Consider the following 13,414-nt stretch of genomic DNA (forward strand, 5'->3'; position numbering starts at 1 on the left):
CGGGTTCCGGCGACGCGGCGTAGAGTTTTGGTTGTGGCCGAAAGTTCAAGCTCGTGACCGTACTGCGGTTCACGCAGGCCGACACGTTGCGGTGCCGGTTCGGGGCGTCGCCGTTGTGGGAGACGATGTCCGCGGTCCGGGTGCTGAACGGATCGAAGCACCGGCCGTTGTACGGCGACTGGATCGCCGCGCGGCGGGAATCGGCAGCGCAACTCGACCTGCGCGGACTGAAGGCGGTGCAGCCGCGCGTCGGGTTCACCCCGGACTTCCTGACCCCGCCGCCGAAGGCGTCCCGGGCGAAGTTCGCGACCGAGATCGCCCGTGTCCGCAGTACGCCGCTCGAGACGGTCCGTACCGAGCTGATCCGCTCACGGGACGAGTTGAAGAACCCTGGCGCGCCGGAGATCGACAAGATGCTGGAGGACCTGGCCGGCACCCGCGAACGGCTCGCGGACGAGATCGAGAGCGCGTGGGAGACCCTGATCAAGCCGGACTGGCCGCTGATCAGCCGCGTCCTCGAGGACGACATCGCGTACCGCGGCCAGCAGTTGACCGACGGAGGCCTGGCCGGGCTGTTCGACGATCTGCACCCGACCCTGGCCTGGGAGGACGACCGCCTGGTCGCCACCCGCTACCGTTCCGAGGACCGCGATCTCGCCGGTCAGGGCCTGCTGCTGGTCCCCGGGGTCTTCGCCTGGCCGTACCTCGTGATCGTCGTCGACCCGGCGTACCACCCGACGCTCGTCTATCCGGCCCGCGGCGCCGCCCGCCTGTGGTCCGACGCACCCGCTCCCCCGGATCCACTGGCCCGCCTCCTCGGTCGCACCCGCGCGACCTTGCTCGTCGCACTCGACCCGCCGGCCACGACCAGCGCGCTCGCCGCGCAGTACAACCTCGCCCTCGCGACGGTCGCCGAACACCTGTCGGCGTTGTACGACGCGGGTCTCGCGACACGTCGTCGTACCGGTCATCAGGTCCACTACCGCCGTACCGAGGTTGGACAGGCCGTCATCGACGCCTCCGTCGGATAACCGGCTCGCGGCGCGAGAATGCTGCAATGAACAAGCCGACGAGCACTCGCCACACCCGGCGCTGGCCGGCCTCGCTGGCGGTGGTCGCGGTCCTGGTGCTGCAGGTCCTGGTACCGACGCAGATCAACGCACTCCCGCGATGGCTGATGCCCGTACTCGGTGGACTCCTGCTGCTGCCGTTGGTGTGGATGAACCCGTTCCATCTGCGCCGCGACGAGCCCTGGCTGCGGTCGGTCGAGCTCGTCCTGCTCGCGGTCCTGGTCGCGGTGAACGCGTACTACCTGGCCGGGATGATCTTCTTCCTGAACAACGGCGACGCCGGCGACGGCAAGGTCCTGGTCAAGAGCGCGCTGCTGATCTGGGTGACGAACGTGGTCGCGTTCGCGGTCTGGTACTGGGAGATCGACCGCGGCGGCCCGTTCGCCCGTGCGCCAGAGCACGAGCGGGAGACCGAGCGCGCGGACCTGCTGTTCCCGCAGATGACCGTCGACCTGCCGGGGTGGAAGGGCTGGCTGCCCGGGTTCACCGACTACCTGTACGTCGCGCTCACGAACGCGACGGCGTTCAGCCCGACCGACACGCTGCCGCTGACCTCCCGGGTCAAGACGCTGATGGGCATCCAGTCAGCGATCTCATTGTTGACAATCGCCATCATCGCGGCCCGCGCGGTGAACGTCCTCTGAGATCACCCTCGACAGCCATGTAATGGGCATGAGAGCGTTATGCCCATGTACAGCACGAAGTCGGTGGGGTTGGGGTTCGCGGTCTTCTCCGCGATCACGTTCGGCGGGTCGGGTCCGTTCGCGAAGGCGCTGATCGGCGCCGGTTTCTCGCCGCAGCAGGCGGCCTGGTTACGGATCCTCGGCGCCGCCGCGGTGCTGGTTCCGCTCGTGCTGGTCTTCCGCGGCCGCGCCGGGCTGCGCTCGGCGCGGGCGTCCTGGAGGGCGCTGGTGCTCTACGGCCTGACCGGGATCGCCGGCTGCCAGACGCTGTTCTTCATCGCGGCCAGCCGGCTGCCGGTCGGCGTCGCGCTGATGCTCGAGTTCTCCGGCCCGGTACTGGTCGTCGCGTGGCTGAAGTTCGGCCAGAAGGTCGCCGTACCGCGGTCGGCCGCGATCGGGGTGAGCATCGCGCTCGTCGGTCTCGCGACGGTGGCCGAGATCTGGTCAGGGTTGCGGATCGACCTGATCGGCCTGCTCGCCGGTCTCGGTGCGGCCGCGTGCCAGGCGACGTACTTCATCCTGATCGACAAGCTGACCGGCGCGGCGGATCCCCTGGTGATGACCGCGGCCGGAAGCGTGGTCGGTGCCTTCGTACTGACGCTGATCGCGGCACCGTGGGGTACGCCGTGGAACGTGCTGGTCGACTCGATCGCGATCGGCGAGCGGCATGCTCCGGGCTGGGTGATGGCCGCGTGGCTGATCCTGGTGAGCACAGTCGTGGCCTACCTGGCGGGCGCCGCCGCCGTCCAGCGGCTCTCCGCGCCGATCGCGGGCGCGGTGGCGTACGTCGAGGTGGTCGCGGCCTGTGTCTTCGCGCTGATCCTCCTCGGTGAGACGCTCCGCACCAACCAGATCATCGGCGGCGTGATCGTGCTGGCCGGCGCGTTCGTGGCCCAGTCGTCGGTGGGGAAGGTCGCGTCTCCGGAGATCCCCGACGCTCCCCCGACCGACGTACTGGATCGGGCAGCCATCTAGCGCCTACCGCAGCGAGTCCACTAGTTCCCGCGGCAGGCCGTGGGTTTCGTGCAGGTACTCGTAGTCGGTGTCGTCGAGGGACTTGTGGAACCGCTCGTGGCTGAGCACCTTCCGGCCGCGGTCGAGCAGGTTGCTGAACCGGATCTCCTCGTCGATCAGGATCCGCCGGATCAGCGTCACCGTCTCGCCCTGGTGGAAGTGGTTCAGCGTGTGCTCGAACAGCTCGATCGGCACGTCGGACAGCGACCGCGACTCGTCGTTCTGCCAGAGGATTGTCAACAATCGGCGGATCAACCGTCGCAGCACGTACCCGCGGCCGGTGTTCGACGGGTGCACGCCGTCGCCGACGATCACGATGCTGGACCGCAGGTGATCGATGACGATCCGCTGGGACCGCTCGTCCAGTGGCCACAGCTTCGGGACGATCCGCATCCACGGCTCGAACAGCGAGGTCTCGTACACCGACGACCGGCCCTCCAGGAGCATCGTCAGCCGCTCCAGACCGAGGCCGGTGTCGATGTTCTGCTGCTTCAGCTCCTCCAGCGAACCGTCGTCGTGGCGGCGGTACCGCATCATCACGTGGTTCCACACCTCGACCCAGCGGTCGTCGGTGGTCGGCGTACCCTCCGGCTCGCCCTCACCGGTCCAGACGAAGATCTCCGAGTCCGGCCCGCACGGACCGGTCGGGCCGTTCGACCACCAGTTGTCGTCGGTGGTCAGCTCGATCGGCAGCCCGAGCTCCTGCCAGGTGCGGAGCGACTCCTGGTCGAGCGGCACCTGCTCGTCGCCGCCGAACACGGTCACGTACATCCGCCGCGGGTCCAGACCGAACCGGGTGGTGAGCAGCTCGTACCCCCAGCGCAGGGTCTCGTTGCTGCCGTAGTCCCCCAGCGACCACGAACCCAGCATCTCGAACACCGTCAGGTGGGTCGGATCCCCCACCTCGTCGAGGTCGGTGGTTCGCAGGCATCGCTGAATGCCCACGAGTCTGCGTCCCAGGGGATGAGGTTCGCCCTCCAGGTACGGGGTGAGTGGATGCATCCCCGAGGTCGTGAAGAGCACGGGATCGCCGAGCCGCGGAATGAGCGTGGACCCGGTCGTCGGGACGTGCTCGCGGTCGAGGAAGAAGTCGATGAAAGTCCTGCTGATGTTCATGGTTCTCGTCCTTGTCGAAAACAGGGCCGGAACCAGACCACCGGGTCAGGAGAAACAACAACACCGGCGAACCGTTTCCGGTCGCCGGTGGAAGTGTGTGAATGTCAGGCCGCGGCAGCCGGAGAGCATGAAGCTCGTACGGCTGCGGCAAGTCGGAACATTCGGTGCATGTCGGCCAGAGTACACGAACCCCGCCGCCGACTGTCCACCCCAATCCTTACGTCCGAAGAAGTGGCGGGACGTCACACCAGTTCTTCGGACGCAACGGATCAGTCGATGAGGTCCCGGAGTACGGCGCCCGACTGGGCCCAGGTCCAGTCGGCCTCGACCCACTTCCGCCCAGCTGCCCCCAGATCGGCACTGTGCTGAGGGTTCGTCAGCAGTTCGACGATGCGCACCGCGACGGCGGCCGGGTTGTACGGGTCGACCAGGTACCCGGTCGTCCCGTGGATCACGGTGTCGGCCGCGCCGCCCGAGTCTCCCACCACCACGGGCTTACCTGTCGCCGACGCCTCCAGCGTGACGATCCCGAGCGCTTCCGGCTCCAGCCCGAGCCGCCGCGTCCGGCACGGCATCGCGAACACATCGGCCGCGTCGACGTACGGCGGGATCTCAGCCCACGGAACCGGGCCCGTGAACACCACTCGGTCCGCGACGCCGACGGCCACCGCCAGGTCCTCGAGGTACTCGCGGTCCGGTCCACCGCCCACCAGCAGCAGCCGCGCGTCGGGCACCGACTTCTGGACCCGCGACCACGCGCGGATCAGCGTGTCCTGCCCCTTCCGGCGAATCAGCCGCGACACACAGGCGACCACCGGAACACCTTCCAGCCCGAGGCCCTTGCGGATCTGCCCTCCCCCGCACCCTGGCGCGAACCGCCGCGTGTCGACCCCCGGCGTCAGTCTCCGCATCCGTTGCGCGGCCGCGGGCGACAGCGCCGGAGCGATCCGATCGGCGCACCACGACGACACCGTCGTCACCGTGTCCGCGGCATCACCGATCCGCCGTAGCGCCCGCCAGGCCCCGGGTACGCCGGCCCACCACGTCTCATGTCCGTGCGTCATCGCGACGATCCGCCGCGCGCCGGCCCGCCGGAGCGCCGGACCCATCAGCCCGAGCGGAGCCGCCGCCCCGAACAGGATCCGGTCGGCGCCGTGCTCGCGCATCAGCCCGACGGCCCGCTTCGTGACCCGGGCCGTGGGCAACAACATCGACGTTCGGTCGCGGATCACGGGGAACGGCAGCGTCGCGTCGTACGCCGTGTCGCCCGCCTCGCGAGAGGTGTAGACGACGACGTCGGGCAACTGGTCGCACAACGAGCGGACGAACGTCTCGATCCCGCCCTGGCGTGGCGGGAAGTCGTTGGTGACGACCAGGACGGTCATCGCCGGACCAGCGGTGGGACCGTACCGCCGTTCTCGGCCGCCCACGCGCGGCCCATCGCGATCCGCTCCGGCGCGGTCGGGTGGCTGGCGAACATCCAGTACCGCCAGGCGCTCGGGTCGAGTCCCGAGATGTTCCGGACGGCGAGGTCGTGCTGCATCGCGACGAAGTTCCGCGGGTCGTTCGTCAGCCGGAGCGAGTGGTAGTCGGCGCGCGCCTCGATCTTGCGGCTCACCAGGTTCTGGATCGGGCTCGCGAGCGTCGTACCGGCCACGATCATCGCGACCAGCACCGCCGCCCGTCGCGGGTCCGCGATCCGTGCCCCGAGCAACAAGTACAGCAACGTGATGCCGAACGCCGTACCGAGCACGCCGATCAGCGTGCCGTGCAGTACGTCGTCCTCGGCGGCGTGACCGAGCTCGTGCGCGACCACGAGCCGGACCTGCGCGGGCGGCGTGTCCTTCAGGAGCGTGTCGTAGACGACCAGCCGACGGGTCGAACCGAAGCCGGACACGTACGCGTTCAGGGCCGTGGTCCGCTTCGACGCGTCCGCGACCAGCACATCCTTCACCGGTACGCCGTCGTCGGCCGCGAGCCTCAGGAAGTCGTTGCGCAGGGCACCGGCCGGCATCGACGTGAAGTTGTTGAACCGGGGCTCGATCAGCACCGGGTACGCGAACGACGCGCCCAGCACGAGCAGCGCGGAGGCGATTGCCCCAGGCAACCACCAGCCCTTCCAGCGTTTCGCGAACCCGATCAGGACGACCGCCAGCACACCGACGCCGAGTGACGTGATCGCCCAGTTCACGCCGCGGTCCCAGACCCACAACCGCCAGTTCTCCACCGCCAGCCCGTACTTCAGGCTGACCCGCTGGGCGAGTACGTCGGTCGGGACCGTGAGCAGGTTGGTGATCAGCGCGATCCCGGCGACCGTGACCGGGACGGCGAGGAACCACCAGCGGATCCGCAGACCGTCGTACAGCCGGCGGCCGAGCGGACTGAAGCCGATCACCACCGGGACCACGATCGAGATGATCCAGGACGCCGTCGACCAGCGCAGGATCTCGTGCCGGAACGCGTTCTGGCGGGCGATCTCAGCGGCAGTGAAGTCGAGCGCGGCGTCCGGCTTCGGCAGATCGATCAGGTGCCACGGGGTCGTGACGGCGATCGTGAACACCAGCGCGAGCGCCAGCAGCCCGCCCGCGGCCCGAGGAACCCACGGGCTGGCGGCCTTCTTAGGCACCGGCGAGCCTCTCGAGGTATTTCTGCCATTCGGCGACGAACTCGGCCTCGGTCATCCCGAGCACCGACTTGAACGCGTCCGCCAGCCCGGTCGAGCTCTTCGACGCGTGCACGGCCCGGTAGAACTTCACCAGCTTGTCCTGTCCCTCGCGCTCGGCGATCAGCCGGCAGGCCAGCCACGCCGACTCGTACGCCTGCGGCAACTCGGTCGCCGACGCCGCGAACGCCTCCGGTGTCGGCAACGTGGCCGGCACCTTCCCCGCGCGCACCGCCTTGAACAACTCCTTCGCTGCCGACTCGTCCTGCACGGGTACGGCGGTGAACGCGACGTAGTCCGCGAAACCTTCCGCGAGCCACAGCGGCACGGGTGAGGCGGTCGCGGTCGACGCGACGTGCGTGGTCTCGTGGGTCAGCACGATCCGCCGGCCCTGCTTGCCGAGATCCTCGAACAGCTTCGGGTTCGCGACGATCCGCACCGGCGCTCCGACGGCCGGCGTGTCCAGTTCGGCCATCGTGACCGCGGCGATCTGGGTGTACGTGTTCGGCTGCGCGCCGAGGACACCTTCCATCTGGGCCTGTTTCGCGGGCAGGTAGACGACGACCTTCTGCCGCCAGCCCTTCCCCCACACCTTCGTCACCGACTCGACCGCCTTGTCGGCGACCGACACGTAGCTGCGCGCCTCGGATTCCGAGTCGAGGCTGATCACCAGGCTGTGCTTGCCCTTGGCCAGGTCGATCGGGCCGAGCGCCCACACCGGCTTGCGCTGCCCCGCCACGAACCGCTCCGAGAACGAGGCGGCGTACGTCGTCCCGTCGCGGGTCACGAACGTCACCGGGAGGGTCTCGCGCGCGGGCTTCACGTCGTACCCGGAGAGCTGCCAGGAGACCTCGACCTGCGCCAGCCAGGACTGCGTCCCGCCGAGCTCGGCCTGCCGGTCCGGGGTCAGGGCAGCGCTGTCGTCGCTCACGTACCGTAACTGGAAAGTGCCGAGCGGGAGCGCGCTGAGGTTGCTGAAGATCGTCCGCGCGCTGGCCCGGAACGCCGTGGCCTTCGGGTCGACGGTGTTCAGGAACTCGGTACGGTCCTCGTTCTCGACCGCGTCGGTCATCTTCTGCAGGACCGCCTGACCGGCGACCGCGCGCTGGACGCCGGCCTGGGCCTGATCGGGCGTGGTCGGCGACGACTGCGACGGCGGGTGCGTCCCGCCGGCGTTCGGGTCGGCCGGGGCGTTGGCGATGTGCTGGAGCCCGGCATACCCGGCCCCGGCGACCAGGCAGACGGCGACACCGAGAGCGACCTTCTTCAGGATCGGCGCGAACGGCGGGCGCTGCTGCGGACCGTCGGCGTACGGCTCCGCCAGGTGGTCGATCGACTCCTCAGCGTCACCGGCCGACGGGACCACCGGCAGCGGAACCGTGTCGCCGTGCTCGTCGATCACCTCGGCCCCTCGCTGCTCACCTGCCCCAGTCAGGCGGGACACCCGGCCTCCTCCGACACTACGGCATCACCACGTAACGGCAGCACCGGGAAACGGATCGGCTCCGGGGAGATCCCCGGAGCCGATGAGTATGTCAACGTGGCAGGTCAGCCCGGACGGACCGCGGTGTTGTACGGGTTCTCGTCCAGCGGGCTGATCTCGACACTCTTGCCCGGACGGGGCGCGTGCACGATCCGGCCGTTGCCGAGGTAGATGCCGACGTGGCTGATCGGGCTGAAGAAGAACACCAGGTCGCCCGGCATCAGCTCGGACTTGCTGACCCGGCGGCCCTCACTGGCCTGCGCCTTCGACGAGTGCGAGAGCGAGACGCCGGCCTTGCCCCAGGCGTACATGGTCAGGCCCGAGCAGTCGTACGAGTTCGGGCCCGCGGCGCCCCAGACGTAGGAGTCACCGAGCTGGGACAGCGCGGCGTTGATCGCAATCTTCGCGCGGCCGCTGGCCGGGACGTTCGGCAGGTCCTTGTCGTCACCGGTCCGGTCGCCGTCGCGGGTCGGGCGCTGCCTGCGCGCCTCCTCCGCCTCCTTGGCGTTCTCTTCCTCGATCCGCTTCTGCTCGGCCTCGCTGAGCTTGTCGAGCACCTTCTGGGCGGCGTCGAGCTTGGTGTTGATCTGCTTCTTGAACACGTCCTGCTTCGCCTGCACGGCCTGCAGCGCGCCCAGCTCGGCCTGCTCGCTGGCCTGCAGGTCGGTGAGCTTGCCCTGCGCGATCTGGAAGCGGCGCAGCGCCGAGTTCTGCTGGCCGGCGAAGGCCTGCGCGGTCGACGCCTGGCTGAGGAACTGGTCCGGGTTGCTCGACAGCAGCAGCTGCGCCGTCGTGGAGATCCCCGAGGTCTGGTATCCGGCGACCGCGAGCGAACCGATCTGCCGCTTCACCGCATCCACCTGGGCCTGCTGCTTGGCGATGCCCGCCTGCAGTGCCTTCACCCGGGCGGACGAGGCGGTGATCTGCCCGCGCAGGTCGTTCGCCGACTCACCGGCTTCCTCGGCCTCGTGCTGGAGCGTGGCGATCTGCTTCTTCGCCTCCTCCAGGGTGGGCTTGGGGTCGGCGTCAGCCGCTCCCTGGATGAAGATCACACCCGCAGCGACAGCCGTGCTGGTGATGGCGGCGAGGGCGATTCCCTTGGTGCGGTTGATGCGTCCGATGGACACAGCCCGGTCGGTCCCTTCCTCTGCTCGCGCCGTCCCCGTTGACCTGGCCTGCCGCGGACATCGGTCCACGGGATCCGCCGGATCACTCCCTCGGCTTGCCGCTGCCCGGTCGGCCGGAGCGGCCGACACCCTGAGGCAACGAGACGTAACAGTAGTGACCGTTTCGTGACCAGTGCAATTCGCCCCTCGGGTTTGATCCAAAATTAACGAAGGATCATCCCGACCCAACGGCCGTTTCGTCTTCTCCGGCAGGCGATTCGGCAGCAATGTCCGGCTCGACACTACTGACGGCGTGCACGAGGCGCAGTGGCGGCACCAGACCGGAGTCAGCGAGCGCGTCCAGGGCGGCCTTCTCGTCGTCGTCGATGCGCAGGCTGCCGGACCGTTCCTCCGAGAACCCCAGCACCACTGTCACGACGCAGTCCTGGCAACCCGGACCCTTCATCACACAAGCGTCACAGTCGATCAGCACAACATCCTCCAAGTGGGGAAGCACCCGGACTTGCATCCGGCTGAGAAGGACGCTAGAGAACCCCGCCGACAGTTTTTGCGGTGTTCTGTTGTCAGGTGCGTGCGATGCGTGCTGTGAGGCTGCTCGCGGACAGCGAGCGGGCGCCGAGTTTGATGATGCTGTCGGCAACCTCGCGGTCGGTGGAGACGACCACGACCGGGCGGCCCGGCGGCTCGGCACGAACCAGTTGCCGGATCACCTCGTCCGCGATCACCCCGGCCGGGCTGAACCGCACCCGCACACCACGCGGCGGATTCAGCTGCACCGGCCCCGAAAGCTCGGCGCCGTCGAACACCACAGTGATCTCGACCCGGCGCTGCGCGACAAGTGCGCCCAGGGCTGTGACGAGTCGCTGACGCTGCGAGTGCAGCGGCGAGTTCGGCCACGCGGTCTTCGTCACGTTGTAGCCGTCGATGATCAGATGTACCTGCGGCAACGCCAACAGCTCGTCGAACAACGCGGGGTCGTCCTCAGGCGCCGTACGTCCGACTGGGGCCGCGTCGGGCTCGGAGCCGGCCACCGTGTCGGCCGGGCGGAGCTCTCCCCCGGGCGGCAACGCCAGTTCACGGCGCAGGCCGCTCGCCGCCTCGAGCAACGTGTCGAGCAGCAGCCGCGTGCGGGTCGACGCCAGCTCCCGCTCCTGTCCCGCCGTACGCCGGGCCGCGTGCTCGACCGCTTCCAGTTCGGTGATCCGGGTGCGGAGCTTGCGCAGCTCCCGCTCGACCTCGGCACGTGCCGCGTCGACGCGTTCGTCGGCGCTCCCGGCTTCCTTGGTGCGCTGCTCGACCTCGCTCTGCAGACCGGTGATCCGCTGCCTGGCCTCGTTGAGCTTGCGGCGGAGCGTGACGTTCTCGGCCTTGAGCTCGTTGACCTGTTCACGAAGCCGTTCGCGGACCTGCCGGGTCTCGGTGCGCGCCTGGTCGAGCTGGTCGGCGAGCCGGTTGACGGCTTCCTCGTCGGCGCGCGGATTCTCCACCGGGACCTGGGCGGCCGCGGCGACATGCTGCTCCCAGTCGTCCGGGCGCAGCAGGTACGCGAGCGCGGCGACCTCGACCGGATCCGCGGCCGGTACGGCGACACCGTCGGCCACCGCATCGCCGAGCTCCGGGTGCTCCCGCCGTACCTCGAAGGCGGCGAGCCGGCGGAAGTGGTCGTCGGTGTCCAGGATCGGCCCGAGCACCGAGGCGGACAGCTTCGCCCGTTTCGCCGGCGCGAAGCTGGCGAACCGCCGCAGCGGCGCCGGGATGTCGGACGCGGGCAGCTGGCCGAGGGCGTGCGCGGCGAGGGTCAGGACGCGTTGCCGGACCGGTTCAGGCAAAGTCGTAGCGGCGGAGCTCGCGGCGGTGCCGGCCTCAGTCACCGGTCCGCAGTCCGGCAGAAACGAGGAGCCGGCAGCAGCTGCTGGGCCAGTGACGCAGACCACAGCGAGCGGGCATCCGGCCCCGAATCGCGGTGATCGCCTGTGTACGCATACAGAGAGCCTAGTCGACTCGCAGGCGTGTCACCTGCGGAATTGTCGGTGGCGGCTCTTAGCGTCGTGGACATGACCAGCCCAGGGCATGCGCCGGCCCAGGAATCCGTAGAGCATCCGCTGCTGCCGATCCGTGGTGTGCAGCACAGTTTCGACGACCTGGGTACGCCGTTGCGGGACATCACCTTCTGCGTGGTCGACCTGGAGACCACGGGCAATCCGCCGGGCGAGGGCGGTATCACCGAGATCGGCGCGGTCAAGGTGCGCGCGGGCGAGGTGATCGGCGAGTTCCAGACACTGGTGAACCCGTCGGAGTCGATCCCGCCGTTCATCGCCGTACTGACCGGCATCACGAACGGGATGGTTGCCACGTCCCCCCGGATCGAGTCGGTGCTGCCCGCGTTCCTGGAGTTCGCACAGGGCTGTGTGATGGTCGCGCACAACGCGCCGTTCGACATGGGCTTCCTGAAACACGAGAGCCTGGTGCACGGGTACGACTGGCCCGACTTCGCGGTCGTCGACACCGCGCTGCTGGCCCGGCGCGTGATCACCCCGGACGAGGCGCCGAACTGCAAACTCGGCACGCTGGCCAAGCTGTTCCGGACGACGACCACACCGAACCACCGCGCCCTGTCGGACGCGCGCGCGACCGTCGACGTACTGCACGGCCTGTTCGAGCGGGTCGGGTCGTTGGGCGTGCAAACGGTGGAGGACCTGCAGACGTTCTCGTCCCGGGTCGCGCCCGCGGTCCGGGCCAAGCGCCACCTGGCCGAGTCGTTGCCGCACGCACCAGGTGTGTACCTGTTCACCGACGACCGCGGCGAGGTGCTGTACGTCGGGAAGTCCAAGGACCTGCGTACCCGGGTGCGCTCGTACTTCACCGCCTCCGAGACCAGGAACCGGATCGGCGAGATGGTCGGCATCGCCACCGCCGTCCGCGGGATCGAGTGCGGGACGCCGCTGGAGGCCGAGGTACGGGAGCTGCGGCTGATCGCGGAGCACAAACCGCGGTACAACCGGCGGTCCAAGTTCCCGGAGCGGCAGCACTGGCTGAAGGTCACCGTCGAACCGTTTCCGCGGTTGTCGCTGGTCAAACAGGTGCGCGACGACGACGCCGGGTACCTCGGGCCGTTCAGCTCGCGGAAGACGGCCGAGCGGGCGATGGCCGCGCTGCACGAGGCGTTCCCGATCCGGCAGTGCACCGCGCGGATGTCCAAGCACCCGTCGTTGTCGCCGTGCGTACTGGCCGAGATGGGCCGGTGCGTCGCACCCTGCGACGGGCGGATCTCGATGGATTCGTACGGCGAGTTCGTCGCCGCGCTGCGGTCGGCACTGACCGTGGACCCGACGCCGGTCGTGGACGCGCTCGACCGGCGCATCGACGTACTGTCCGCCGACGAGCGGTTCGAGGACGCGGCCGTGCACCGGGACCGGTTGAGCGCGTTCGTGCGGAGCTCGGCGCGGATGCAGCGGATGGCGTCCGTGACCGGGTGCGCCGAGATCTGTGCCGCCAGGCGGACCGACGACGGCGGCTGGGAGCTACACGTGATCCGCCGCGGGCGGCTCGCGGCGGCCGGGTTCAGCCCGCGCGGGACCGACCCGCGGCCGCAACTGGAGATGCTGCGGGCCTCGGCCGAGACGGTGCTGCCCGGGATCGGGCCGGTCGCGGCGGCGTCGCCGGAAGAGATCGAGCTGATCCTGCGCTGGCTCGAGCTCCCCGGCATCCGCCTGGTCGAGATGGACGGCACCTGGACCTGCCCGGTCGGCGGCGCCGGGCGGCACCTCACACGCCTCGACAACTCGCACACCGACCGCCACCAGCACCCCACCGAACGCCGCCGCAACCTGCGCCCGCTCGGTCCTGCTCGGGTGAGCTAGGCAGGGCCTGGGCGGCGGGCGTTGCGGGGCCTTGGCCGCACTATGCTTCAGCCCGTTGAGGTATGAGCTCTGGACGGGTGTTAGGAGAGGACGGCATGGTCACCGCGATCGTGTTCATCAAGGCCGACGTCGCACGGATTCCTGAGGTCGCCGAGCAGGTGGCGACGATCGACGGCGTCAGCGAGGTGTACTCCGTGACCGGCGGGCTCGACCTCATCGCGCTCGTCCGGGTCGCGCGGCACGACGACCTGGCCACCGTGATCCCCGAGCACGTCAACCGGGTGCCGGGCGTGCTGAGCACCGAGACGCACATCGCGTTCCGCGCCTACTCGAGCCACGACCTGGAAGCGGCGTTCAGCCTGGGCCAGGACGACTGAGTCCAGGCCCTCAGGGACTGGA

Annotated in this window: 12 protein-coding genes; 5 read left to right on the forward strand and 7 right to left on the reverse strand. The window is 69.3% G+C overall.

Annotated features, from left to right (window positions below; all coding sequences use genetic code 11):
* Positions 1-53 precede the first annotated feature (53 nt).
* From E0H50_RS43810 to E0H50_RS15760, 3 genes are read left to right on the forward strand one after another with little or no spacing between them, the layout of a single operon-like run.
* A complete protein-coding gene (locus E0H50_RS43810; protein ID WP_238150988.1) occupies positions 54-1,031 on the forward strand; it encodes a DUF5937 family protein in 978 nt (325 codons plus the stop codon).
* 26 nt (positions 1,032-1,057) lie between these two features.
* Positions 1,058-1,714 carry a DUF1345 domain-containing protein gene (locus E0H50_RS15755; protein ID WP_131288859.1) on the forward strand — a complete coding sequence of 219 codons (657 nt, stop codon included), beginning with the start codon at positions 1,058-1,060 and terminating at the stop codon, positions 1,712-1,714.
* Positions 1,715-1,759: 45 nt separating this feature from the next.
* Positions 1,760-2,728, forward strand: coding sequence for an EamA family transporter (locus tag E0H50_RS15760; RefSeq protein WP_238150989.1), 969 nt, complete (start codon positions 1,760-1,762; stop codon positions 2,726-2,728).
* A 3-nt stretch (positions 2,729-2,731) separates the two neighbouring features.
* On the opposite strand, the gene E0H50_RS15765 is transcribed toward E0H50_RS15760, so the two are convergent.
* From E0H50_RS15765 to E0H50_RS15795, 7 genes are all read right to left on the reverse strand, one after another.
* Entirely contained in the window at positions 2,732-3,883 is a 1,152-nt protein-coding gene (locus tag E0H50_RS15765; RefSeq protein ID WP_131288864.1) for an alanine--tRNA ligase-related protein, read from the reverse strand.
* A gap of 269 nt (positions 3,884-4,152) precedes the next feature.
* The gene (locus tag E0H50_RS15770) at positions 4,153-5,268 is read right to left on the reverse strand and encodes a glycosyltransferase family 4 protein (protein ID WP_131288866.1); all 1,116 of its coding nucleotides are present in this window, start codon (positions 5,266-5,268) and stop codon (positions 4,153-4,155) included.
* Complete coding sequence (locus E0H50_RS15775; protein WP_131288868.1) at positions 5,265-6,509, reverse strand: M48 family metallopeptidase; 1,245 nt, start codon at positions 6,507-6,509, stop codon at positions 5,265-5,267. The genes E0H50_RS15770 and E0H50_RS15775 overlap by 4 nt, the downstream gene beginning before the upstream one ends.
* Complete coding sequence (locus E0H50_RS15780) at positions 6,502-7,989, reverse strand: hypothetical protein (RefSeq protein ID WP_131288870.1); 1,488 nt, start codon at positions 7,987-7,989, stop codon at positions 6,502-6,504. The genes E0H50_RS15775 and E0H50_RS15780 overlap by 8 nt, the downstream gene beginning before the upstream one ends.
* 104 nt (positions 7,990-8,093) lie before the next feature.
* Positions 8,094-9,155, reverse strand: a complete 1,062-nt coding sequence (locus E0H50_RS15785) for a C40 family peptidase (RefSeq protein WP_131288872.1) — start codon at positions 9,153-9,155, stop codon at positions 8,094-8,096.
* 214 nt (positions 9,156-9,369) lie between these two features.
* Positions 9,370-9,570, reverse strand: a complete 201-nt coding sequence (locus tag E0H50_RS15790) for a hypothetical protein (protein WP_337590380.1) — start codon at positions 9,568-9,570, stop codon at positions 9,370-9,372.
* 148 nt (positions 9,571-9,718) lie between these two features.
* A complete protein-coding gene (locus E0H50_RS15795; RefSeq protein ID WP_238150990.1) occupies positions 9,719-10,984 on the reverse strand; it encodes an NYN domain-containing protein in 1,266 nt (421 codons plus the stop codon).
* 225 nt (positions 10,985-11,209) lie between these two features.
* Between E0H50_RS15795 and E0H50_RS15800 the strand changes: the two genes are divergently transcribed.
* On the forward strand, positions 11,210-13,015 hold the full coding sequence (locus E0H50_RS15800; protein ID WP_131288876.1) for a DEDD exonuclease domain-containing protein: 1,806 nt from the start codon (positions 11,210-11,212) through the stop codon (positions 13,013-13,015).
* A gap of 95 nt (positions 13,016-13,110) precedes the next feature.
* Entirely contained in the window at positions 13,111-13,392 is a 282-nt protein-coding gene (locus E0H50_RS15805; protein ID WP_131288878.1) for an Lrp/AsnC family transcriptional regulator, read from the forward strand.
* The last annotated feature ends 22 nt before the right edge of the window (positions 13,393-13,414 follow it).

Origin of the sequence: Kribbella sindirgiensis (assembly GCF_004331435.1) — a bacterium.
Classification (GTDB): domain Bacteria; phylum Actinomycetota; class Actinomycetes; order Propionibacteriales; family Kribbellaceae; genus Kribbella; species Kribbella sindirgiensis.